The sequence below is a fragment of the Aminobacter anthyllidis genome (genome assembly GCF_018555685.1).
Taxonomy (GTDB): Bacteria; Pseudomonadota; Alphaproteobacteria; order Rhizobiales; family Rhizobiaceae; genus Aminobacter; species Aminobacter anthyllidis.
Genome location: NZ_JAFLWW010000005.1, coordinates 577882 through 601610, shown reverse-complemented (window position 1 = coordinate 601610; position 23729 = coordinate 577882). Strand labels below are relative to the sequence as shown.

At 64.1% G+C, this 23729-nt stretch carries 24 protein-coding genes; 21 read left to right on the top strand and 3 right to left on the bottom strand.

The genetic code is table 11. From position 1 onward, the window contains the following. The 13 genes from J1C56_RS20050 to J1C56_RS19990 all read left to right on the top strand — a co-directional run bounded on the left by J1C56_RS20050 (position 1) and on the right by J1C56_RS19990 (position 12187). A complete protein-coding gene (locus J1C56_RS20050) occupies positions 1–966 on the top strand; it encodes an ABC transporter permease (protein ID WP_246591603.1) in 966 nt (321 codons plus the stop codon). Continuing rightward, a complete protein-coding gene (locus J1C56_RS20045; protein ID WP_214391793.1) occupies positions 963–1973 on the top strand; it encodes an ABC transporter ATP-binding protein in 1011 nt (336 codons plus the stop codon). The genes J1C56_RS20050 and J1C56_RS20045 overlap by 4 nt, the downstream gene beginning before the upstream one ends. Further along, positions 1973–2965, top strand: a complete 993-nt coding sequence (locus tag J1C56_RS20040; protein ID WP_214391792.1) for an ABC transporter ATP-binding protein — start codon at positions 1973–1975, stop codon at positions 2963–2965. Before J1C56_RS20045 ends, J1C56_RS20040 begins: the two co-directional genes overlap by 1 nt. Next, positions 2962–4044 carry a four-carbon acid sugar kinase family protein gene (locus tag J1C56_RS20035; protein ID WP_214391791.1) on the top strand — a complete coding sequence of 361 codons (1083 nt, stop codon included), beginning with the start codon at positions 2962–2964 and terminating at the stop codon, positions 4042–4044. The genes J1C56_RS20040 and J1C56_RS20035 overlap by 4 nt, the downstream gene beginning before the upstream one ends. Next, positions 4041–4829: a FadR/GntR family transcriptional regulator gene (locus tag J1C56_RS20030; protein ID WP_246591601.1), complete on the top strand. Its 789-nt coding sequence runs from the start codon at positions 4041–4043 to the stop codon at positions 4827–4829. The genes J1C56_RS20035 and J1C56_RS20030 overlap by 4 nt, the downstream gene beginning before the upstream one ends. Before the next feature lie 51 nt (positions 4830–4880). Beyond that, positions 4881–5228, top strand: a complete 348-nt coding sequence (locus tag J1C56_RS20025; protein ID WP_214391790.1) for a hypothetical protein — start codon at positions 4881–4883, stop codon at positions 5226–5228. A 224-nt stretch (positions 5229–5452) separates the two neighbouring features. Further along, positions 5453–5593, top strand: a complete 141-nt coding sequence (locus J1C56_RS20020) for a hypothetical protein (RefSeq protein ID WP_214391789.1) — start codon at positions 5453–5455, stop codon at positions 5591–5593. A gap of 11 nt (positions 5594–5604) precedes the next feature. Next, on the top strand, positions 5605–6573 hold the full coding sequence (locus J1C56_RS20015; RefSeq protein WP_214391788.1) for an ABC transporter permease: 969 nt from the start codon (positions 5605–5607) through the stop codon (positions 6571–6573). Positions 6574–6590: 17 nt separating this feature from the next. Next, positions 6591–7541, top strand: a complete 951-nt coding sequence (locus tag J1C56_RS20010) for an ABC transporter permease (protein ID WP_214391787.1) — start codon at positions 6591–6593, stop codon at positions 7539–7541. Between the two features lie 6 nt (positions 7542–7547). Further along, positions 7548–8741, top strand: coding sequence for an amidohydrolase family protein (locus tag J1C56_RS20005; protein WP_214391786.1), 1194 nt, complete (start codon positions 7548–7550; stop codon positions 8739–8741). Beyond that, on the top strand, positions 8738–10234 hold the full coding sequence (locus J1C56_RS20000) for an amidohydrolase family protein (protein ID WP_214391785.1): 1497 nt from the start codon (positions 8738–8740) through the stop codon (positions 10232–10234). Before J1C56_RS20005 ends, J1C56_RS20000 begins: the two co-directional genes overlap by 4 nt. After that, positions 10227–11210 (top strand): ABC transporter ATP-binding protein, encoded by a 984-nt coding sequence (locus J1C56_RS19995; protein WP_214391784.1) that lies wholly within the window; start codon positions 10227–10229, stop codon positions 11208–11210. The genes J1C56_RS20000 and J1C56_RS19995 overlap by 8 nt, the downstream gene beginning before the upstream one ends. Further along, a complete protein-coding gene (locus J1C56_RS19990; RefSeq protein WP_214391783.1) occupies positions 11207–12187 on the top strand; it encodes an ABC transporter ATP-binding protein in 981 nt (326 codons plus the stop codon). The genes J1C56_RS19995 and J1C56_RS19990 overlap by 4 nt, the downstream gene beginning before the upstream one ends. A gap of 16 nt (positions 12188–12203) precedes the next feature. On the opposite strand, the gene J1C56_RS19985 is transcribed toward J1C56_RS19990, so the two are convergent. Further along, on the bottom strand, positions 12204–12881 hold the full coding sequence (locus J1C56_RS19985) for a GntR family transcriptional regulator (protein WP_214391782.1): 678 nt from the start codon (positions 12879–12881) through the stop codon (positions 12204–12206). 138 nt (positions 12882–13019) lie between these two features. On the opposite strand from J1C56_RS19985, the gene J1C56_RS19980 reads away from it, so the two are divergent. Both J1C56_RS19980 and J1C56_RS19975 read left to right on the top strand, forming a co-directional pair. Further along, a complete protein-coding gene (locus tag J1C56_RS19980) occupies positions 13020–13655 on the top strand; it encodes a flavin reductase family protein (RefSeq protein WP_214391781.1) in 636 nt (211 codons plus the stop codon). A gap of 11 nt (positions 13656–13666) precedes the next feature. Then, on the top strand, positions 13667–14413 hold the full coding sequence (locus J1C56_RS19975) for an aspartate/glutamate racemase family protein (protein WP_214391780.1): 747 nt from the start codon (positions 13667–13669) through the stop codon (positions 14411–14413). Between the two features lie 88 nt (positions 14414–14501). On the opposite strand, the gene J1C56_RS19970 is transcribed toward J1C56_RS19975, so the two are convergent. Next, positions 14502–15983: an amidohydrolase family protein gene (locus J1C56_RS19970; RefSeq protein WP_214391779.1), complete on the bottom strand. Its 1482-nt coding sequence runs from the start codon at positions 15981–15983 to the stop codon at positions 14502–14504. A gap of 191 nt (positions 15984–16174) precedes the next feature. Between J1C56_RS19970 and J1C56_RS19965 the strand changes: the two genes are divergently transcribed. The 3 genes from J1C56_RS19965 (at position 16175) to greA (ending at position 20195) form a co-directional block, all read left to right on the top strand. Next, on the top strand, positions 16175–17743 hold the full coding sequence (locus tag J1C56_RS19965) for an ABC transporter substrate-binding protein (RefSeq protein ID WP_214391778.1): 1569 nt from the start codon (positions 16175–16177) through the stop codon (positions 17741–17743). A gap of 114 nt (positions 17744–17857) precedes the next feature. Then, positions 17858–19336 carry an amidohydrolase family protein gene (locus J1C56_RS19960; RefSeq protein ID WP_214391777.1) on the top strand — a complete coding sequence of 493 codons (1479 nt, stop codon included), beginning with the start codon at positions 17858–17860 and terminating at the stop codon, positions 19334–19336. A 376-nt stretch (positions 19337–19712) separates the two neighbouring features. Next, complete coding sequence (greA, locus tag J1C56_RS19955; protein WP_214391776.1) at positions 19713–20195, top strand: transcription elongation factor GreA; 483 nt, start codon at positions 19713–19715, stop codon at positions 20193–20195. 232 nt (positions 20196–20427) lie between these two features. On the opposite strand, the gene J1C56_RS19950 is transcribed toward greA, so the two are convergent. After that, on the bottom strand, positions 20428–21384 hold the full coding sequence (locus J1C56_RS19950) for an alpha/beta hydrolase (protein WP_214391775.1): 957 nt from the start codon (positions 21382–21384) through the stop codon (positions 20428–20430). Here J1C56_RS19950 and J1C56_RS19945 point away from each other — a divergent pair. The 3 genes from J1C56_RS19945 to J1C56_RS19935 all read left to right on the top strand — a co-directional run bounded on the left by J1C56_RS19945 (position 21358) and on the right by J1C56_RS19935 (position 23565). After that, positions 21358–22026: a kynureninase/PvdN C-terminal domain-containing protein gene (locus J1C56_RS19945; RefSeq protein ID WP_214391774.1), complete on the top strand. Its 669-nt coding sequence runs from the start codon at positions 21358–21360 to the stop codon at positions 22024–22026. The genes J1C56_RS19950 and J1C56_RS19945 overlap by 27 nt on opposite strands. Before the next feature lie 140 nt (positions 22027–22166). Beyond that, positions 22167–22859, top strand: a complete 693-nt coding sequence (locus tag J1C56_RS19940; protein WP_246591599.1) for a transporter substrate-binding domain-containing protein — start codon at positions 22167–22169, stop codon at positions 22857–22859. A 4-nt stretch (positions 22860–22863) separates the two neighbouring features. Beyond that, complete coding sequence (locus J1C56_RS19935; RefSeq protein ID WP_214391773.1) at positions 22864–23565, top strand: amino acid ABC transporter permease; 702 nt, start codon at positions 22864–22866, stop codon at positions 23563–23565. Positions 23566–23729: the final 164 nt, after the last annotated feature.

Sequence of the window (23729 nt, the reverse complement as noted above, 5' to 3'; positions counted from 1 at the left end):
ATGACGATCACCCCCGTCAATCTCTCCTCGACCGTGGCCGACGACGAGCCCCCCGTCAGTCTGTGGCGCGATGCCTGGCACCGCCTGCTGCGCAACAAGCTGGCGGTCGCCGGTCTCGCTGTCGTAATCCTGCTCGCCTTCGTTGCCGTTTTCGGGCCGTGGCTGACGCCCTACGACTTCCTGACCCAGGACCTCGAGGCACGCAACCAGGCGCCGTCGCTGGCGCATCTGTTCGGCACCGACGATCTCGGCCGCGATGTGTTCTCCCGCGTCGTCTATGGCACCCGCACCGCCTTCGTGGTGGCGATCGTGGTGACCACGATCGCCGTAGCCATCGGCGTCACCCTCGGGGCCATGGCCGGCTTCTTCGGCGGCTTGTTCGACCGGATCGTCATGTGGTTCACGGACATGACCATGTCGGTGCCCAATCTGCTGCTGGTCGTCGTCATCAACGCTTCGCTGAAGACGCCGATCACCGCGTGGATGGAGGCGCGCTACCAGGCGACGCTCAACCCGTTTTACCGCGAGACCATCTGGGTCGATTTCCTGCTGGTGTTCGGGTCGATGGCGCTGATCAGCTGGCCGCCCTATGCGCGCCTGGTCCGCGCCCAGGTGCTGTCGATCCGCGGCCGGCCCTATGTCACGGCGGCGCGCGCGCTCGGCCTGACCAATCGCCTGATCCTGATGCGCTACATCGTGCCCAACGCCATCGGTCCGCTGATAGTTTCAGTCAGCGCTGGCCTGGGCACCGCGATGGTGCTGGAAAGCGCATTCTCCTTCCTTGGCGTCGGGGTCAATCCGCCAACGCCAAGCTGGGGCAACATGATCTCCGACGGCCTGCGCGTCTGGCAGCACTATCCGCACCTGCTTGCCGCACCCGCAGCCGTGCTCGGCCTCGCCACCGTCGCCTTCTCCTTCCTCGGCGACGGCCTCAACGACGCTCTCAACCCGAGGGGCAGCAAATGACCGCTCCCGAAATCCAGAAGCCGCTGCTCGACGTGCGCGGCCTGACGATCGAGATCGAAACCCGCCGTGGCCCGGCCATTATCGTCGACGGTATCAACCTCACTGTCGGCAAGGGCGAGACCGTCGGGGTCGTCGGCGAGTCCGGCTGTGGCAAGAGCCTGACCATGCTCAGCCTGGTGCGGCTGTTGCCCAACAAGATCAAGGTCAAGGGTGGCACCGCCGAGTTCGCCGGCCGCGACCTTTTGAAGATGTCGAAGTCGGAGCTGCGCCAGGTGCGCGGCGGCAAGATCGGCTTCGTCTTCCAGGATCCGATGACCTCGCTCAACCCGGTCATGCGCATCGGCGACCAGCTCTGCGAGCCATTGATCTATCATCGCAACATGAGCAAGGCCGACGCCGGCAAGCGCGCCATCGAACTGCTGAGACTGGTCGGCATCCCAGGCCCGGAGCAACGTATCACGGCCTATCCGCACGAGCTTTCCGGCGGCATGCGCCAACGCGTGATGATCGCCATGGGCCTTGCCTGCGACCCGGAACTGCTGATCGCCGACGAACCGACGACCGCGCTCGACGTCACCATCCAGGCGCAGATCGTCGACCTGGTGAAGGACCTGCGCAAGAAGCTCAATATGTCGGTGGTGTGGATCACCCACGACCTCGCACTGATCGCTGGATTGGTCGACCGCGTCGCCGTGCTCTATGCCGGAACCGTGGTCGAGGACGCGCCGGTCGGCGAACTCTTCGCCCGGCCGACACATCCCTATACGCGCGGGCTGCTCGCCTCGATCCCGAAGCTGTCCGACGAGCGCGCCAGCCGGCTGTCTTCCATCGGCGGCACGCCGCCCGAACCGGGCCGCCGTCCCAAGGGTTGCCCGTTTGCGCCACGCTGCGCCCTGGCCGAAAGCATTTGCCACGAACGGGTGCCGGTGCTCGAGCCGGTCGCTGGTCACAGCGGCCACCGCGTCGCCTGCTTCGTCGCCCAGCGCCAGTTGAAGGAGGCCGCGTGATGGCTGCCGAACCGCTGATCAAGGTCGAGAACCTCGTCAAGCATTTCGTCGTCCGCCTCGGCGCCTTCGGCGAGCGCGGCGCAACCGTCTATGCGGTGGACGACGTCAACTTCGACATCTTCGCCGGCGAAACTCTGTCGCTGGTCGGCGAATCCGGCTGCGGCAAGTCGACCACCGGCTTCACTTTGCTCAACCTGCAGAAAGCGACCTCCGGCAAGGTCATCTTCCAGGGCGAGAACATCGTCTCGCTCAACGAAAAGCGCATGCGGCCCTACCGCCGCGAGCTGCAGATCGTATTCCAGGATCCCTATTCGACGCTCAACCCGCGCATGACCATCGGCGAGGTGGTGGGCGAGCCGATCCTGTTCCACAAGCTCGCGACCAAGGCCGAACTCCCCGAAAAAGTGACGCGGCTGCTGGCCGACGTCGGCCTTCCCGCGCGCTTTGCCTCGCGCTATCCGCACGAACTGTCGGGTGGCCAGCGCCAGCGCGTCGCCATTGCCCGGGCGCTGGCCTGCCAGCCGAAGTTCATCGTCTGTGACGAGGCGATCTCGGCGCTCGACGTGTCGGTGCAGGCGCAGATCATCAATCTTCTGCTCGACCTGCAGGAAAAGTACGGGCTGACCTACCTGTTCATCGCCCACGACCTTGCTGTCGTGCGTCATATCAGCGATCGCGTCGGGGTCATGTATCTCGGCCGCCTTGCGGAACTCGCGACGCGCGAACAGCTCTTTTCCAACCCGCTGCATCCCTATACGAGGGCGCTGCTTTCGGCCGTGCCGGAGGCTGATCCCGAGCTCGAAAAGACGCGCCAGCGGCAGATCCTTGTCGGCGACGTGCCAAGCCCGCTGGCCCCGCCGGCCGGCTGCCGCTTCCACACGCGCTGCCCCATTGCCATGGACAAGTGCCGGGCCGTCGTGCCCGAATGGCGCGAGGTGGAGACAGGCCACCACGTCGCCTGCCATGCGGTCGAAATGGAAACGGCGGGATGACGCTGATGCTTGCCATCGTCGCCGACGACCTGACCGGAGCGCTTGACACGTCGGCGCCCTTCGTCGCCTCGGGTCTCAAGGTTGCGGTGGCGATGACAGTTGAAGCGACCGGCAAGGCGCTTGCCAGCGCGCCCGATGTCTTTGCGGTCAGCACGGCGTCGCGGGCGCTGCCGGCTGACGTCGCTGCAGCCAAGGTGCGCGATGTTGCCAAGCGGCTGATGCCGCATGCCCCTGGCATAGTCATGAAGAAGATCGACTCCCGACTGAAGGGCAATGTCGGCGTGGAAGCTGACGCACTGGCCGAGGCATCCGGCCGCGACGCGCTGGTCGTGGCACCCGCCGTTCCGGACCAGGGCCGCACGACGCGCGATGGCGCGGTCGTTGGCCGCGGCGTCGATGCGCCCTTGCCGGTGCTGCCTGCATTCGCGGGCTCGACAAGACGCGTCTCCGTGCGCAACGCCGCCAACGACGCAGATCTCGACCAGATTGTCGCCGATACCGACTGGAGCAAGAGCGTCGCCGTCGGGGCGAGGGGGGTGGGCCTGGCCTTCGCCCGCAATCTCCATGCCAACGGCAATTCCAGGCACTTGACCCTGCCGGTAAACGACCAGAACGTGCTGTTTGCCGTCGGCTCGCGCGATCCGATCACAGACCAGCAGATCGCCCGATTGGTCGCCGACAATCCCGATGTCCGGATCGTCGGCGCGCTCAACGGCCGTTTCGCTTTGCCTGTGGACATCACCTTGCCAGCGGTTGTCCGTTGCACCGGCGACATGGTCGAGGAGCCGGCCCGCATCGCAGCGCGTTTCGCGGAGGGAATAGCCGAAGCCGTGCATCTGATGCGCGCCTCGACGCTGGTCATGGGCGGCGGCGACACGGCACTTGCCATACTTGGCGCGCTTGGCGCCGACGTGCTATTTCCGCGGGGCGAGGTGGCGCCGGGCCTGCCCTGGTTCACCATCGCAACACGCCATGACGAGGCGCTGCGTTGTGTCGTAAAATCCGGCGGATTCGGGACGGTCGCGGTTCTCTCCGATCTCTTGCGACCGCCGAGCGGGGAACAGGCTGAACGCACATGACAACTGAATTGCAGCAGGACGGAACAGAGCCGGACGCGGCCGATCCTGGCGAAAAGCCGGGCAACGGCAGCCAAAAGGGCGTGTCCAAGGCACCGAAGCTGGTCGACAAGGTGTTCGACCAGCTTCAGGAACGTATCGTATCGGGCGAGTTCCCCTCGGGCTCCAAGCTGCCGGGCGAACATGATCTGGCGACGCTGCTCGGCGTTTCCCGGCCCGTGGTGCGCGATGCGCTTGGCCGCCTGCGCGACGTCGGCCTCGTCTATTCCCGCCAGGGCTCGGGAACCTATGTCCGCGTCTTCGACACCCAGAAGACCAATCTCGGCTTCTCCCCGGTCAAGACCATCGCCGACATCCAGCGTTGCTACGAGTTCCGCCTGACCATCGAGCCGGAGGCCGCCTATTTCGCCGCTCTTCGCCACGACGCCGCCGCGATGCAGAAGATGCGCGCGGCACTCTCCGAACTGCGTGATGCGACGCGTGACCAGACCCACCGCTCCGACGTCGACTTCCTGTTCCACCGCTCGGTGGCGGAGGCGGCCAACAACCACTACTACACCGCCTGCCTCGACGCGCTGCGCCAGCACATCGCCGTCGGCATGAACCTGCATGGCCTGTCGCTGATGGGCCCGCTGACCAAGCTCGAGCAGGTCTATGACGAGCATCGCGGCATCTGCGATGCGATTGCCGCGGGCGAAGCGGAGCTTGCGCGCGACCGCATGCGCGAACACCTCGAAGGCTCGCGCAACCGCCTGTTCGAAAACAAGGTACTCGACCTCTCGCGCTGATCTCGGGTCGGCAGAACTCCAGCCGCTCTGGCGGCACGACAGGGAAGAACGATGACAACGACGATCGTCACGGTCGGCGGCCGGATGGCCGCCGAGGGCCTTGCCATGCTCGCAAACGCCGGGATCGAGTGCATCTCGACCGAACCCTACCCGACGAAATCCGAGATGTTGGAGCTGATCGAACTGAAGCAGCCAGCAGCACTTGTGGTTCGGCTGGTGGAATTGGTCGACGCTGACATGCTTGCCGCGTCGCGAGGTCGCGGAAAACCGGCACATAACCCCTGCCATTTGGGTTCCACGCCGCCAAATATTGGCCGGTCGCCTGGGGTTTTAGACACCCTGATAGGCGAAGGCTTTGGCCCAGGCATTGCCGTGGCCGCCAGATCGTCGAAGAAATGAACAAAAATTGTCGACAAAGTAGTTGACAATCTGCGCTGGCTTTTGAATATGGAAGGCAGGGCAAATGGCGTTGCGACCTCGGTGGGAGAGGGCAGTGCCGACGGCGGTGGCATGAGCGAACACTTCGCTCCTGCCACAAGCTGGCGCAGCGGAAAATCGCAGGCGTCGGCTCGAAAAAACGACCTCCAAAATGGAGGCGCGACCTCAAGTGGGAGACTGAGGATATGCAGAAACATGTCGTCGCGACGAACGCGACCGTGGCCTTCATTGCCGGCGACCATGCCGGAATGCCTGGCGGACACGCCGCCATCATCAGTGCAATGCCCCGCTTCTCAGCGGAACTGATTCAGCCCCCGCTCATCTGACGAGGCTCCTTATGCTGGTTTTCATTATCGGCCGCATTGCTAACGCCATCATGGTCATGCTCGCGGTCGCCATGCTCGCCTTCCTCATATTCCGTCTTGCCGGCGACCCTGTCGAACTCATGGTCACCGAGCAGACGACGCAGGCCGACCGCGATGCTCTGCGTGAGCGACTGGGCCTCAATGAAAGCGTTGCGACACAGTTCGTGCGCTTCGTGGGCAACGCGGCGCAGGGCGACTTCGGCATCTCCTACCGCAACGGCCAGGACGTGCTCACTCTGATTGGCGAACGTTTCCCTGCGACGCTCGAACTGGTGCTGGTGGCGACACTGATCTCGCTGGTCGTCGGCCTGCCGCTGGGCGTGCTCACCGCCATCAAGCGAGGGCGATGGTACACGGAATCGCTGCAGTTCCTGTCGATCATTGGCGTGTCGCTGCCGAGCTTCGTCGTCGGCATCCTGCTCATCCTGGTGTTTTCGGTCATCCTCGGCTGGTCGCCGTCCTTCGGCCGGGGCGAGGTGGTGCAACTCGGCTGGTGGTCAACGGGCCTGCTGACGCCGTCGGGTCGCGCGGCGCTCATCCTGCCGGCCATTGCGCTGTCGCTCTACCAGATCACGCTGATCATGCGCCTTGTCCGTGCCGAGATGCTCGAAGTGCTGCGCTCCGACTATATCAAGTTTGCGCGCGCCCGGGGCATACCGCGCTGGCGCGTCTACTTCCGCCATGCGCTGCGCAACTGCCTCATGCCTGTCGTGACCATGACGGCAATGAATATCGGCTCGCTGATCGCCTTCGCACTGATCACCGAAACCGTCTTTCAGTGGCCGGGCATGGGCATGCTGTTCATCCAGGCGGTGACCTTCCTCGATATCCCGGTGATGGCGGCCTATCTGTGCATCATCTCCTTTATCTTCGTCGCGCTGAACACGCTGGTCGATATCACCTATGCAGTGATCGATCCGCGCCTGCGTGGCTCGCACTGACAGCGGGAGGCTAGTCGATGACGACCGACGCTACGAAACCAGGCGCCGCCGCGCGCCCAACCCTGCTGCAACGCATCCGCAACAGCGATGTCTGGTGGTCCTTCACCCACAGCAAGTCGGCGATGATCGCCGCCGCGATCCTCGCTTTGCTGGTGCTTGCGGCTGTGTTTGCCCCGCTGATCGCGCCGCAGAACCCTTATGACGCGGCCCAGCTCGACATGTGGAAAGCGGAATTGCCGCCGCTCTGGGAGCAGGGCGGCGAATGGCCCTATCTGCTCGGCACCGATACACAAGGGCGCGACATGCTGTCGGCCATCCTCTACGGCACGCGCATCTCCATTTTCATCGGCCTCGGCTCGGTGGCGCTGTCGTTGCTGATCGGCATGACCGCAGGCCTGTGTGCCGGCTTCTTCGGCGGCTTCGCCGACAATCTCCTGATGCGCTTCGGTGACATAACCTTGTCGATCCCGACCATTCTGATCGCCATCCTTGTGTCGACCGTGGCGCGGCAATTGCTGCCGGACAATCTGCGCGAGATCGGCGCCGCAGCAGTGCTGGTGCTGGCGATCTCGCTATCGGCGTGGGTGCAATATGCCCGCACTGTGCGCGCCCAGACCATCGTCGAGCGCAACAAGGAATATGTGCAGGCGGCAAGGCTGCTCAAGGTGCCACCGCGCCGTATCCTGGCATACCACATCCTGCCCAACACGCTGACGCCGGTGCTGGTCGCCGCCACGCTGAACTTCGGCATGGCGATCCTGACAGAGGCGACCTTGTCGTTCCTGGGCATCGGCATGCCGCCTGACCAGCCTTCACTCGGAACGCTGATCCGCATCGGCAACCAGTTCCTGTTCTCCGGCTCGTGGTGGATCGTGTTGTTCCCGGTGATCCAGCTCTGCCTGCTCGTCGTCGTCGTCAACATCCTCGGCGACTGGCTGCGCGACGTGCTCAATCCGAAACTGAGGTAAGCGTGCATGACTAGTCTGTTGCTCCGCAACGTTCGTCCTTATGGTGGCGCGAACTCCGACTTGTTGATCCGCGACGGCCGGATCGCCGGCATCGGCCGCTTCGAGGCGGACCCTGGCATGCCGGTCGAGGACGGCAAGGGCGCCATCGCCATTCCGGGCCTGATCGACGCGCATACCCATCTCGACAAGACCACCTGGGGCATGCCCTGGCACGAGAACAACCGCCGCGCCGTGCTGCGCGAGCGCATCGACTTCGAGCGCGACAACCGCATCGCGATTGGCATCGACCCACACCGCCAGTCGATGCGGCACACGATCGGCCTTGCGGCGCATGGCGCGACGCATATCCGCAGCCATGTCGACATTGATCCGGTCCACAAATTAGCTCTCGTCGACGGCATCATGGAGACGCGCGAGAAGCTGAAGGGCATCATCGATATCGAGATCGTGGCCTTCCCGCAGTCTGGCCTCATGGTCATGCCGGGCACGCTGGAACTGCTCGACGAAGCGCTCAGCCAGGGTTGCGAGGTTCTCGGCGGCATCGACCCCTGCGGCATCGACCGCGATCCGAAGGGACAACTCGACGCTCTCTTTGCGCTTGCATTGAAGCACCAGAAGCCGATCGACATCCACCTGCACGAGGCGGGTGATCTCGGCGCCTTCACGATGGAGCTGATGTTCGAACGCATCCGCGCCAACGGCATGCAGGGCAAGGTGGCCATCAGCCACGCGTTTGCGCTCGGCATGAACGACTATCTGCGCGTCGGCCAGCTGATCGAACAGATCGCCGAGCTCGACGTGGCGATCCTGACCACCGGCGCACCGTCGGCGACTGTGCCGTCGATCATGCGCCTCAAGCAGGCAGGCGTGCGTGTCGGTGCCGGCTGCGACGGCATCCGCGACACATGGGGGCCATGGGGTCAGCCCGACATGCTCGACCGTGCCAGGGTCGTTGGCATGAAGAACGGCCTGCGCTCCGACATTGAACTGGCGCACGTGCTGCACGTCGTCTCGCAGGGCGGCGCCGATGTCATGCGCATCGAGGGTTACGGCCTCGCCGAAGGCTGCAATGCCGATCTCACACTTTTGACGGGCGAAACACTGGCCCACGCCGTGGTCGATGTCGCGCCGCGTCCGCTGGTCATCAAGGGCGGCCGCGTCACAGCGCGCGACGGCCAGGCCACGGTGGAAATGCCATGACACGACAGGTTCTCGATACACTGGAACTCGGCAAGCGTCCCGATGGGCGCACGCTGATCACGGCTGCCTGGGTACTCGGCCATCGCGATGGCGGGCACAGGCTGATCCCGAATGGCCAGGTCGTCGTCGACGGCGGCGAGGTCGTCTATGTCGGCACCGATTTCACCGGTGAGGTCGCCCGCCGCATCGATTTCGGCAATGCGCTGGTCAGCCCCGGTTTCATCGATCTTGACGCACTGTCGGATCTCGACACCACCATTCTCGGCATCGACCATCATCCCGGTTGGGCCAAGGGCCGTGTGTGGCCGCGTCATTATGTCGAGGCCGGCCCCTACGAGATGTATTCGCAGGAAGAGCTGGCGTTCCAGAAACGCTTCGCCTTCGGCCAGCTGCTGCTGAACGGCATCACGACAGCTGCCCCCATCGCCTCGCTGTTCTATCGCGAGTGGGGCGAAACGGTTGCCGAGTTCGATGCAGCCGCCGATGCTGCCGGCGATCTTGGCGTGCGCGTCTATCTCAGCCCGGCCTATCGCGCCGGCGGCATGGTGCTCGAGGCGCCCGGCCAGATGGGTGCCGTATTCGATGAGGAGCGCGGCCTGGCCGGCCTGCGCGAGGCGGTCGACTATATCGGCCGGCAGGCGGGCCGCCACGGCGATTTGGTGCGCGGCATGCTGGTGCCCGATCGCGTCGAGACCTGCACGGAAGTGCTGCTGCGCCAGACGCAAGCCGCGGCTGCCGATCTCGGCTGCAAGATCCGCCTGCACATGGCGCAGGGCTCGATGGAGGTCGAGACCGTGCGCAAGCTGCATGGCACGACCGCGCCGGTGTGGCTGGCGCGCGCCGGACTGCTCAGCGACAGGCTGATCGCCCCTCACGCCACCAACGCCACCGAGGAAGACCTCGGGCTCTATGCCGAGAACGGAGTCTCGATCGTGCATTGCCCGCTGGTTTCGGCTCGTGGCGGCAGCACGCTCAACTCGTTCTCGAAGTGCAAGGAACGCGGCATCAACATCGCGATGGGCACGGATACGACGCCTGCCGACATGCTGATGAACCTGCTGGTTGGCCTGATCGCCTGCCGCATCAACGACGGTGCGCCTGACCGTGTACGCAGCGCCGACCTGTTCGATGCGGCAACGCTCGGCGGCGCCAAGGCACTCGGCCGCGACGATCTCGGCCGGCTGGCTCCCGGCGCCCGCGCCGACATCGCGGTGTTCGGGCTCGACGATGCGGTCATGGCGCCGTCCATCGACCCGATCACCACGCTGGTGACAGGCGGTTCGGGCAAGGTCACGCAGGCCGTTTTCGTCGACGGGCGCCTGTCGATGCGCTTTGGCGAGGTTGCCGGCATCGACATGAAGGCTGGACGGCAGCGCGCCCAGCGCCAGTTCGACGGCCTCATTGCCAAGTATCCGGAACGCAGCTGGGGTAACCCGCCGGTTTCGGAGATTTTCCCGCCAAGCTACCCGATAGAGGTCAACGACAATGGCTGAAGCCGACAAGGCAGTGCTTGAAGTACGCAACCTCAGGGTCGAGTTTCCCAGTCGCCGAGGGGTGGCGACCGCTCTTTCCGATGTGAGCCTGTCGATCCTTCCCGGCGAGATCCTGGGCGTGGTCGGCGAGTCCGGCGCCGGCAAGTCGATGACCGGACTGGCCATCCAGGGCCTGCTCGAAAGACCGGGCCGCATCGCCGAAGGTGAGGTCTGGCTCGGCGATCGCCGCATCGATCAGCTCAACGACCGCGAGATGGAGTCCATCCGCGGCCGCGAGATCGGCGCGATCTTCCAGGACCCGCTGACCTCGCTCAATCCGCTGTTCACCGTCGGGTCGCAGCTGACCGAGACCATCCGCCAACACCTCGGCATGGGCAGGGCTGAGGCGAGGGAGCGGGCGATCTCGCTGCTCAAGGACGTCGGCATTCCGTCGCCGGAAGACCGCTTCAACCAGTATCCGCACCAGTTCTCGGGCGGCATGCGCCAGCGCGTGGTCATTGCGCTTGCGCTGGCCGCCTCGCCGAAGCTGATCATCGCCGACGAGCCGACCACTGCGCTCGACGTTTCGATCCAGGCGCAGATCACCTCGCTATTGCGCAAGCTGTGCAAGGAGAAGCAGACGGCGGTGATGCTGGTCACCCACGACATGGGCGTCATTGCCGAGACCGCCGACCGCATCGCGGTGATGTATGCCGGCCGCCTTGTCGAGATCGGGCCTGTCGCCGAGGTGCTGCATGCCCCCAAGCACCCTTATACGCGCGGGCTGATGGCTTCGATCCCGGCGCTCGGCGCCCGCGTCGAACGGCTCAACCAGATTGACGGCTCGATGCCCCGGCTCGACGCGGTCCCCGATGGCTGTGCCTTCAACCCGCGCTGCAAGGACGCCGGGCCACGCTGTTCGCGCGAGCGGCCGAGCCTTTTGCCGGTGGGTACGGGAGCTAGTGCGTGCTGGATCAATGCAGGAGGGACCGCATGACCGCGATGACTGCACACAGGACCTCGGCGCTCAGCGTCGACGGGCTCGTCAAGACGTTCGACGTTTCAGCGCCATGGCTCAACCGCGTGGTCGAGCGCAAGCCGCGCCAGTATCTGCAGGCCGTCAATGACATCAGCTTCGAGGTACCGCTCGGCGGCTGCCTCAGCCTTGTCGGCGAAAGTGGTTGCGGCAAGTCGACCGTCGCGCGCCTGGTGACAGGGCTCTACAAGGCGAACAGCGGCGAGATGCGCTTCGCACCGGGCGCGGACGGCAAGCCGCTGTCGGCCCAGATGATCTTCCAGGACCCGTATGCGTCGCTCAATCCGCGCTGGCGGGTGAAGAACATCATCGCCGAGCCGATCCGCGAGCTTAAGCTCAGGAACACGGCGGCGGAGATCGACGAGCGCGTGGCGGAGCTGTTGAAGACAGTGGGCCTGTCGGCCTCGGACGGCGCCAAGTTCCCGCATGAGTTCTCCGGCGGTCAGCGCCAGCGCATCTCGATTGCACGCGCACTGGCAAGCGAGCCGCGCTTCCTTGTCTGCGACGAGCCGACTTCGGCGCTTGACGTTTCGGTCCAGGCCCAGGTGCTCAACCTGATGCGCCGCCTGCAGGACGAATTCGGCCTGACCTACCTGTTCATCAGCCATGACATGAGCGTGGTGCGGCATATGTCCGACCGCATCGCGGTGATGTATCTAGGCCGCATCGTCGAGGAGGGCGAGACCGAGGAGCTGTTCGCCAAGCCGCGCCATCCCTATACGCAGATGCTGCTGCAGACGATCCCGAACATCGAAAAGCCGCACCGGGACCGGGTCGTTGCCGCAGGCGAGGTGCCGAGCCCGCTCAAGCCGCCGTCAGGCTGCACCTTCCATCCACGCTGCCCGATGGCGACGGCGCGTTGTTCGGCCGAACTGCCGGCAGTGCGCACGTTGGCAAGCGGAACGCGCGTCGCCTGCCATCTGGTGGAGGACGAGTGACCATGGCGCCTGCGGTTTACGCCAGCGCGGCCCTCAGGTCATGGGAGATGTCGCGCACTTCCCTCAAATCGAGTTCCGCCTCGACGTGGTCAAGATGATGCGCCATCAGGGCCGCGGCTTTCTTGAAGCTGCCGCTGGCAATTTCCTCGACGATTTCGGCGTGTTCGTCCGGCCCGCAGTTGAAGCGCGCCGTGTTGCGGTAGACGGCGGTGATCAGCGAGGTGCGCGAGATCAGGTCGCGCATCATGCCGAAGAGGAAGTCGGAGCCGGAAATCTCGGCGAGGAGAAGATGGAAGCCGCCGGAAAGCTTGATGATGTCGGTGGTTGCGTCCCTGGCGCTGGCGGTCTGCTCCAGGGCGACATGGTTGCGCAGGCGCGCGACGTCGGCCTTCGAGATCGAATTGCCGATGCGTTCGACGACGCAGGCCTCGACCGAGCGGCGGACGGTAAAGACGTCCCTGGCCTCGTCGACGGATGGCTGGCACACGAAAGCGCCGCGATTGGGTATGATCGTCACCAGGCCTTCACGCTCGAGCGCCGTCAGCGCCTGGCGGATGCGGGCACGGCTGACGTCGAAGATTCCGGCCAGTTGGCCTTCCTTGAGCTGGACGCCTGGACGCAGCCGGCGCTCGGCAATCGAGAGCCATACCTTCTCGACAATCTGCTGTGTCGAAACGCTTGCTTGTTCGGTCATGAAACGATGCCTCCCACAAGGGCCGACATTCGTCAGGCACAATAAAAAGTCAACATTCCAATAAATTACCCGAATTCAGTTTTGCTGACAATCAAGTAGAAAATTGCGTACCAAAACTGTTCGGGATTGAGAGGACGTATGGAGTTCGATTTCACCAAGCTGGAGATGGACAGTCGCTATCGGCTGCTGACCAACTTCATAGGTCCGCGGCCGATCGCGCTCGTAACCACCCGCTCGGCGACGGGGCGCAGCAACGCGGCGCCCATGAGCTTCTTCAACGTCTTCTCGCATGAGCCGCCGATCGTGGTGCTCGGTATCCAGCCGCGCCAGTCGGGCGAGGACAAGGACACCGTGGTCAACATCAGGCGGACGGGCGAGTTCGCGGTCAACATGGTCGACATGGCGCTGTCGCAGCAGATGCTCGTCTGCGGCCTGGGTTTCGAGAGCGATGTCGACGAGCTCGAGATGGCCGGACTTCCCACTGCCCGCGGCGCCCAGATCGATGTCGACTATGTCACCAATGCGCCGTGCTCGTTCGAATGCCGTGTCGAGCGGCTGATCGAGTACCCGCGCCGCCTGCTGGTGCTGGGCGAGGTGGTGCACATGCATGTGCGGCGCGACTGCCTGGACGAGGCCGGGCGCTATGTGAATCCGGAAGTCTATCAGCCGATCGCCCGGCTCCACGCCGACAATTACATCACCTCCGACCGCCAGTTCGTGCTCAAGGCACCGGCGATCGCGGATGTGCTCAAGGCAAACGAACGCGGCGAATAGGACCCATCAACGTGCATATTCGCCTGATCAATCCAAATTCGACCGCCTCGATGACCAGCCAGGCGCTGGAAAGCGCGCTGCGTGTCGCAAGTGCCGGCACGCATGTCAGTGCCGTCAACCCGACGAGGACGCCTGTCAGCATCGAAGGCAGCGCCGACGAGGCACTCGCCGTGCCTGATATGCTGTCGGAAATCCGCAAGGGCGAGGAGCAAGGCGTCGACGCATATGTCATCGCCTGCTTCGACGATCCCGGCCTGCATGCCGCCCGCGAAGTCGCCAAGGGACCGGTGATCGGCATCTGCCAGGCGGCGGTGCAGGTGGCCATGACGATCAGCCGGCGCTTTTCGGTGGTCACCACGCTGCCGCGGTCGGTGCCCATCATCGAAGACATCGTCCAGGCTTATGGTGCCGGGCACCATTGCCGCGGGGTGCACGCCATCGACCTGCCGGTGCTTGGCCTCGAGGAAGATCCCGATACGGCGGAGCGCCTGCTTGTCGAGTCGATCGAGCGTGCCAAGATCTATGACCGCGCCGAGGCGATCATTCTCGGTTGTGCCGGCATGTCGAGCCTGTGCGACAGGCTGACCAAGGCAACCGGCGTGCCGGTCATCGACGGTGTCACGGCTGCCCTCAAGATCGCGGAGGCGCTTGTCGGCGCCGGTTACGTTACCTCGAAGGTCAACGCCTATGATTTCCCGCGCCAGAAGGGGCCCGCGGCCCTTGGCGCCGAAGTCCAGCTGAGGGCAGTGAACGGCTGAAGCCTGAAACAAAAAGGGGCCAATTGGCCCCTTTTCCTTTTGTAGGCGATTGCGCCGGTGGCCTGTTTCGGCAGGCATCCGGGACTGCTCAATCCTGGATGACTGGCGGTGCCGGCGGAATCACCGGCTCTTCGAAAGTGCGGTAGAGCTTGCTCCAGGCCGGGTCGTGCATATGCGCCTGCAAGCCCGCCCGCTCGACCAGGGCCTGCGCTTCCCGTTCGCCGAAATCGAGCGCCTGCTCCATGTCGGTCGTCAGCACCTTGCCGCCCTCCATCAGGATCTTGCCGTCGACGATGACGGTGTCGACGTCGCTGCCGAGGACCTGGTGTGCCAGCCGGTGGATCACCATCCAGTTGGGCGTGAGATGCGGCTGGCGCATGTTGATGATGGCGATGTCGGCCTTCTTGCCGACCTCCAGCGAGCCAATCTCGTGATCCATGCCAAGCGCTTTGGCGGCATCGATGGTGATCATCTCGAAAAGCTTGCCAGGCGGCAGCAGGTAGCGATCGTGGTTGTGCAGAAGATGCTGGGTGTACTGGGCGAGGCGGGCTGTCTGGAACATGTCGAAGTGCCGGCTTGGCGACACGCCATCGGAGGTGATGGCCACCGGCACGCCTCGGGCGATCATGTTGAGGACGGGCGTGGCGCGGCCGGGCGGGGCGTGGGTGACGAATGTGCCCGTCTCGGCAAGGATGTCGACCTCCTCATGCGAGATGCCCCAGCAGTGCTGCAAATGGACATCAGGGCCCAGCAGCGCGTTTTCCTTGTCCTGGAAAGCCATTCGGATCTGGCCGGCGAACGCGTCGGAATGAATGCGCACACCCCATTTGCGCGCAGTCTCACGCACGCGGCGGGCCTGCATGCGGTCGTTGTCGGTGAGCTTGACTGCCCGGTCGGGCGTCGACGCATTGGAAGGATCGAGCGACGGCACGATGGTGAACGGCGTGAGGAACACGTTGATGCGTCCGTCGGCGCTGCCGTTCAGTTCCTGGATGGTTGCCTCAGCACCTTCGATCATCTCTTCGAAAGAGATGTTGCGCCGTTCAGGCTTTCCGCTTTCCCAGCGGGTCACCGGATGCGGCCAAGGCAAACCTGCCGGGCCGACGCAAATGATCTCCCGCAGGCCGATCTCGCCATAGGCCTTGGCATGGTTGCTGGCAAAGACCGGGTCGTCGCTGCGCGGCATCGACGAGATGATGCTGACGCCCGTGGTGACGCCGGCGCGCAGTCGTTCGAGGCCGGACACCAGCCCATCCGCATACCAGTAGTCGCGGGTGGCGTAGTGGTAGTAGGTCGGTGTGACGATCTGCATCCACATCGAGTTGGTGTCTGCTCCGATGCTGCGGATCAGCACGTGCCCGGCGTGGCCGTGGGCATCGATGATGCCCGGAACGATCAGCTTGCCGCGGCAGTCGACAACCTTCTTGTCCTGATGCCTGGGCTCGAGGTCGCTGGCCAGGCCAATGTCGACAATCCTGTCGCCCGATATGGCAATTGCACCGTCCTCGATGATCCGCCTTCCGGCGTCCACTGTGACGATTGTTCCGTGAAGCAGTAGCAGGTCGCTCATGCGGTATTCCTCCATTTCCGCTGGCCGCCGGCCTTCTGGCGACCTCGCCGACTCACCGATGCCGCGCGGCGGCAGGGCAGTCCGACGCATTTTTGCTACCGATTCAGGCAAAATGCGTCAACAATATTGTTGACAATCTTGTCGATCACCATGATGGTAGATCGCAGGAAGCGTGAATCCTGGGAGGAAAAATGTCTCGCTTTAAGAAACTCATTCTCGGTGCGGTGGCTGCCATTGCGATGGCTGCGCCGGCCAGTGCGGAAACCCTGCGTTGGGGCGGCCGCGCCGACATCTACTCGCTTGATCCGGACTCGATCGCGTCGACGTTCAACCTGTCGTTCCTCAATCACATCTATGAGGGGCTGGTCCGCTACGACGCCAATTTCAAGATCGAGCCTGCTCTGGCGACCGAGTGGAAGCTCATCGACAACAAGGTCTGGCGCTTCACCCTGCGCAAGGGCGTGAAGTTCCATAACGGCGCGGACTTCACCGCCGACGACGTGATTGCCTCGCTCAACCGCGTCACCGATCCGGCCTCGCCGCTGCGCGGCAACATCCCGCTCTACGTCAGCAGCAAGAAGGTCGACGACTATACCGTCGATGTCGAAGTGTCGGCGCCAACGTCGCTGTTCCTCAACGACATGACGAACATCTTCATGTTCAGCGCGAAGTGGCTGAAGGACAACAACACTGAAAAGCCGACCGCCGTCGACACCAAGACGGAGGGCTACGCGACCCACAATACTAACGGCACGGGCCCGTTCAAGCTGGAGAGCCGTGTGGCCGACAGCAAGACCGTGCTGCTCGTCAACGACGTATGGTGGGACGAGAAGAAGCACAATCTCGATCGCATCGAATACATGCCGATCGCCTCGGCCGCGACGCGCGTCGCGGCCCTGCTCTCCGGTGAGGTCGATCTGGTCGATTCCGCGCCGATCCAGGATCTTCCCCGCCTCGAGAGCTCGGAAGGCCTCTCGGTCATGAAGAAGCAGGAGTTCCGCACGGTCTTCCTCGGCTTCAACCGCAAGGAGAAGCTGGAAGATGGACGCGCCAACCCGTTCAACGACGTGCGCGTTCGTGAGGCCGTGGAAGCTGCGATCGACCGCGATCTGATCAATGCCAAGGTGATGCGCGGGCTTGCCCGTCCGTCCGGCTCGTTGATCGCGCCTGAGATCGCCGGCTATGCGAAGTCGCTCGACACCTACAGCAAGGCCGATCCGGAACGCGCCAAGAAGCTGCTGGCCGAGGCTGGCCAGGAAGGGCTCAAGTTCTCCTACATGTGCTCCAACGACGAGAGCATCAATGAGGAGGACTTCTGCGCCGGCATCGCAAACATGCTGAAGCGTGCCGGTTTCGATCCGTCGATCGACATCGCGCCGCGCGCCGTCCAGTCGCCCAAGCGTACACAGGGCAAGGCCGACATGTTCAACCTGAGCTGGGCAAACGAGCCGACGCTCGACGCCTATTCCATCCTGGCCCAGGTGCTCTCCACCAAGGACGGCAAGGTTGGCGTGTCGAACTATGGCGGATGGTCCTATCCGGAGCTGGACAAGCTGGTCGCCCAGTCGGTGCAGGAATCCGACAGCGCCAAGCGCCTGCAGCTCGAGGAAGCCGCCCTCAAGATCGCCAAGGACGATACGATCCTGATCCCGCTGCATCAGCAGCCGATTGCCTGGGCAATGCAGGGCACGGTGAAGAGCGTCGATTTCCGCTCCGACAACAAGCCGCGCCACTGGCTGACGCAGATGGCCGGCAAGTAAGCCCGGCCAACAGCACTCCCAAGACCTGGGCGCTTCATCATCTGGTGAAGCGCCCTTTCTTTGACCGTGTCAGGCTGAGGCTGGCGCGGTGATTTCAGAATGGAATGACCAGTTATGACACGTCCTGAAGAGCTGACTCTCGGCCAACGGCCGGCTGGCCGCACCTTGATGACGGCTGACTGGCTGCTTGCCTATTATGGCGACGGGCATTGCCTGGTGCCGCGTGGGGAGCTGGTGATCGAAGCGGGCGAGGTCATCTTTGCCGGGCGCCGTTTTGACGGCGACGTTGCCCGCCGCATCGACTTCGGCAGCGCACTGATAAGCCCCGGACTTGTCGATCTCGACGCGCTCTCCGACATCGACACCTATGTGCTGGTCACCGACAACCAGCCAGGATGGGCCAAGGGCCGGATCTGGCCGCGTTCCTATGTCGAGCGCGGACCATACGAGATGTATTCCCCCGAAGAGCTGGCCTTCCAGAAGAAGTTCGCCTTCGGCCTGTCGCTGCTCAACGGCGTCACCTCGGCGGCGCCCATCGCGTCGCTCTATTATCGCGAGTGGGGCGAGACGGTCGCGGAGTTCGACGCTGCGGCGGATGCGGCCGGCGATCTCGGCCTGCGCGTCTTCCTCAGCCCGGCCTATCGCTCGGGCGGCATGGTGCTGGAAGCGCCGGGCAAGATCGTGCCTGACTTCGACGAGGCGAGGGGCCTTGCCGGTCTCGACGACGCGATTGCCTTCATCGAGCGCCAGCATGGCCGGCACGGCGGGCTGGTCAACGGCATGCTCGCACCCGACCGGGTCGAGAGCTGCACGCTCGCCGTCTTGCAGCGGACCATGGCTGCCGCGCGCGACCTCGATTGCCGGGTGAGGCTGCACATGGCCCAGGGCAAGCTCGAGCTCGACACGATGCACAAGCTGCATGGCGTTTCCGGGCCGCGCTGGATGGCCGATCATGATCTGCTTTGCGAGCGGCTGATTGCCCCGCACGCTACCCATGCTTCGCCGGAGGATTTGCGGCTTTATGCCGACGCCGGCGTGTCCATCGCGCATTCGCCGCTGGTGTCGGCGCGCATGGGCAGCACCCTCAATTCGTTCGCCTCATGCAGGAGGCTCGGCATCAACATCGGCATGGCGACGGACACCTCGCCGCCCGACATGCTGATGAACCTGCTGATGGGCCTCGTCGCTTGCCGCATCAGCGAGAAGGCGTCCGACGCGGTTTTCAGCAAGGACCTCTACGATGCCGCAACGCTCGGCGGCGCCAAGGCGCTGGGCCGCACCGACATCGGGCGCCTGGCCGCAGGCGCCAAGGCCGATGTATCGGTGTTCCGCCTCGACGATCCGCGTATGACGCCGACTGTCGATCCGATTACCACGCTCGTTTTGGGCGGTTCGGGAAAGGTCACGCAGGCGGTGTTCGTCGACGGGCGGCTGTCGATGCTGGATGGCAGGCTCGCCGGCTTCGACATCCGCGCGGCGCGCGAACGAGCGCAGCGACAGTTCGAAGGGCTGATCGCCAGATACCCTGACAGAAGCTGGCAGCATCCGCCGGTGTCCGAGATCTTTGCCCCGAGCTACCCTGTCCTGCCTTGAGGAGCGTGGCGCGGGGAGCGAGCCAGCTCAACTGCGTGTCCGAAAAGCCGGCAGCGGGGCCCAAAGCTGTTCTCGCGGTCTGATGAGATCAGACATTTGCTTTCTCGCAACGCCAAGCCGCGGAAAAGTCGAAGGGTTCCGAGCAGGATGCCGAGACTGTTTGCCAAGTTCGAACTTAAGCCAGGCGGATGTGTCGACAACCTTGAAGAGGGTGACCCGGAAGCTATTTTCTCAACCCGCCGCCTAGGTGGGAGTAGCGGGACTTCAACCATTGTTGACATTCCGTTTCTGCCGAAGCCAGCCGTCAAATTGTGCAGCTTTATTGTCGGCTGTAGGCTATCTGATGCCAACCGTGTTCGACAGGGAGTTCCGACCATTGAGCGTAGCATTTGCCAAGGAGGAAAGTGCTGAGGCAGCATCGGAAACCATCCTGCCGGCTCGCCCTATCTCCGATCGGATCAACCTCGTCACGGAGGCGGGCCTGAAGATGCTGCAAGATGAACTGGTCCGCGCTCAGCAGGCTCTCGAGGCCGCTAACGTGCTGGAAGACGTCAACGAAAGACGACGACAGTCGGCGGTTCCGGTTCGAGACATGCGCTATTATGCCGAGCGCGTCCGTACAGCTCAGCTTACGTCGGTGCCCACGTCTAATGAAGTGATCGCCTTCGGTCACACCGTTACCTTCAAGCGTGACGATGGCCGCACACAGACCTTCCGCATCGTCGGCGAGGACGAGGCCGACCCGTCTCAAGCTTCCGTATCGCACGGTTCGCCGGTTGCCATCGCGCTGATTGGCAAGACCGTTGGCGACGTTGTCCAGTTAGGGCAGCGCGAACTTGAGATCCTGTCCATTTCCTAGTTGCATTGGAGCGCAGCGCACTACCGTATTGCAGGCATGTCCTGCGACCTCATCACGGTCAACCACCACCGTCGCCACACGCGACATCTTGGCCTTGCACGGCGAGCAATCGCCCGGCGTACTCGCATTGGCCGGCATATCCCACTTTGAAGTGGTCCACTGCCATATGCAGATCTTTCACGGGGACGAACCTGCTGGCGCGTTCGTCTTCGTGCAGGTGCCCTCTGTCGCGTCAGAGGTTCGACACCAGCTTCATCGCCTCGCGAAACAGTATGCCTTCCTGGTCGGCAAGTGTTTGACTGATCTCGAAATGGTTCTGGCCTTGGGCGAGGATCAATTCACTTTGCTTGCCTGCTTCCAGCAGGCCGGCGTGCAGCGCCTTTGCTTGCCGGCAATATTCATCGGTTTCGACCTCGCCATAAGCAACAACAAGCGGGCAGCCGATGCGCTTGAGATGGCGCATCGGACTTAACATGTGCACCTCCTCATTGCTCAGCTTCATGTAGGCCCCACGCGCGCTCAGCATCGATCCTTCCAGATCATAGGCCCCGCTGGCACACATGGCGGCCCTCACCTTGCCGGGAGCGATCTGGCTTTCCGTTTCCGCAGTCAGGGCAGACGCGACGAGATGCGCTCCAGACGAATGACCGATAGCCAGCAGCCGCATGGCATCGCAGCCAAGCTCGGCCGCGTGATCCGACAGCCAGCCGATACCACGCTGAACCTGCCGCACCATGTCGGGCAGACTCGCGTCGGGAATGCTGGCGAAATCGAGCACTGCGAAATTCACCCCGCTGGCCACGAAAGCCTCGGCGGCAAAGGCGCTATCCAGGCGGTCGAGCGTTCGCCAGGCGCCGCCATGCACATAGACCACCAGCGGCGCGCCCGACTTGCTGGCGGAAAACAGGTCGATCCGGTCGAACGCGCCGTCACCGTAGGCGAGGCTCCGGCATCCCAGCCGCTCATGCGCGGCCAGGCTCGCCGTACGATACCAGGCAATGATCTCGCCGGCGTTGGCCGCCCAGGCGCTCTGATTGTAGTTCAGGTCGAGCCGTGCCTGATCGTAATCGAGAAAGACGTGGTCGGCGCTCTGCTTGTTCATGGCGGGCTTTCGGACTGCGGCTCTATCGGACGGCTGACGGTTCATTGTTGCCGGTAGACGATGCGCCCGTCGACGGACCTGTGCCACAGCGCCGGCGTCATCGCCGTCGAGCTCGACGCCTGCAATGTCGATCTGGCCATCGGCTGCACCTACAAGTACCTGAACTGCGGTCCCGGCTCGCCCGCCTTCATCTATGCAGCCAAGCGCCACCACGAAACGCTGCGCCAGCCGCTTTCGGGCTGGTGGGGCCATGCCGCGCCGTTTGCTTTCGAAGTTGGCTACCGCCCCGACAGCGGCGCGCGTCGCCTGCTCTGCGGCACCCAGCCGATCCTGTCGCTGCGCGCCCTCAATACCGGCCTTGCCGCCATCGAGGACGTCGCCATGGCCGACATCCGCGCCAAGAGCCTGGCAATGTCGGACCTGTTCATGGATGTGGTCGACGAGACCTGCCGCGCCCACGGCGCCACGCTGGTCACCCCGCGCGACCACGCGATCCGCGGCAGCCAGGTCTCGGTGACCTTCGCCAATGGATATGCGGTCGTGCAGGCACTGATGGCGCGCGGCATCGTTGGCGACTTCCGTGCACCCGACATGATGCGCTTCGGCTTCGCGCCCGCCTATCTCAGCTTCGCCGACGTCTACCGCGCCGCCGCCGCCGCCTTCAACGATGTGATGACCTCCGGCAGCTGGCGCGAGGAGCGCTTCAACAAGCGCCGCGCCGTCACCTGACATATCAGGTGCACCTCACGGGGCGCGCCGTTCGGATACCGGTCAAACCGGATCTTGCCGTCCAGGGGGGCGGCGCAACTTTCCGCATGCCATGGCCAGCACGGCCATGGCCGGGCGGAATATCAAGGGAGGGATATCCAATGAGCAATCTACTCAAGAACGGCCTGGCCGGAGCCATGCTGCTGGCGGCCACCGCCGGCATCAGCGCGCCTGCGCAGGCAGGCGCCACCATCGACGCCATCCGCCAGCGCGGCGAGGTCGTCTGCGGCGTTTCCACCGGCATCGGCGGCTTTTCGATCGCCGACAGCTCCGGCCAGTGGACCGGCCTGACCACCGATTTCTGCCGCGCCGTCTCGTCGGCGGTGCTTGGCGACGCCGCCAAGGAAAAGTTCGTGCCGCTCAGCCCCCAGCAGCGCTTCACCGCCCTGCAGTCGGGCGAGGTCGACATGCTCACCACCGTCGCCACCTGGACGCTGACCCGCGACGCTTCGCTCGGCCTGCTCTATGCCGGGGTCTATTTTTATGACGGCCAGGGCTTCCTGGTGTCTAAGTCGCTTGACCTCAAGGGCGCGCTCGACCTCGACGGCGCCAGCATCTGCACCGCCACTGGCACCACCAGCGAGCTCAACCTCGCCGACTACTTCCGTGCCAAGGGCAAGAAGTTCACCCCTGTCGTCTTCGAATCCCAGAACGAGGCGCGCGCCGCCTTCTTCTCCGGCCGCTGCGAGATCTTCGAACGCAATGTCGGCCCGAAGACGCCGCTGCGCATGGAGCGCAACGCCAACGCCCTGTGGACGCAGGGCGGCCAGATGTACGCCCTGCCCGTGCGATGAGCCGATGACGGGCGCCATCATCGTGCTCATGCGCGGCGGCGCGCTTGGCCTCGAATATGTGCCCACCGACCTGTGGGGTGGCCTGCCGCTGACCGTCTTCCTCGCGCTCGGCGGCATGGTCGGCGCATTCCCGCTCGCTGTCGCGCTGGCGCTTGGCCGGCGGTCGCGCTTGCGCGTCGTCAAGTCGATCTGCGTCGCCTTCATCGAGATGGTGCGCGGCGTCCCGCTGGTCACCGTGCTGTTCATGGCCTCGTTCATGATTCCGCTGTTCCTGCCCGGCAAGGTCCAGGTCGACGCCCTGTTGCGCGCGTTGGCCGCCATCACGCTGTTCAGCGCCGCCTATCTCGCGGAAGCCATTCGCGGCGGCCTTCAGGCCATTCCCGAAGGCCAGGAACAGGCAGCCGAAGCGCTCGGCCTGACCTACTGGCAAACGTCGCTCCTCGTCGTCGTGCCGCAGGCGCTGCGCCATGCCATCCCGGCCATCGCCAATCTGTTCATCGGCCTGTTCAAGGACACTTCGCTTGTCGGCATCGTCGGTCTCACCGACCTGCTGCTTGCCACCAAGCAGGCGCTGGGCGACCCGCAATGGCGCAGCTTCGCGCTTGAGGGCTACATCTTCGTCGCCCTGATCTATGTCGCCTTCTGCTTTTTCATCTCGCGCTACAGTCGCTCGCTCGAACAAAGGCTGCAGCACTACCAAAGCTAGGACTTAGAGCTCAATCGCGAAGTGAGGTCGCGCGGGACATGCGGTCGTGATCCTTCTGAAAGAAATCCGATGCGTGGAAGCAGGAATGGCTCAGCGGGCATGTGACCTTTTTGATCAGGAGGCTACTGGCCATGCCTTAAGGCCGGACGCCTGGAACGGTAAGT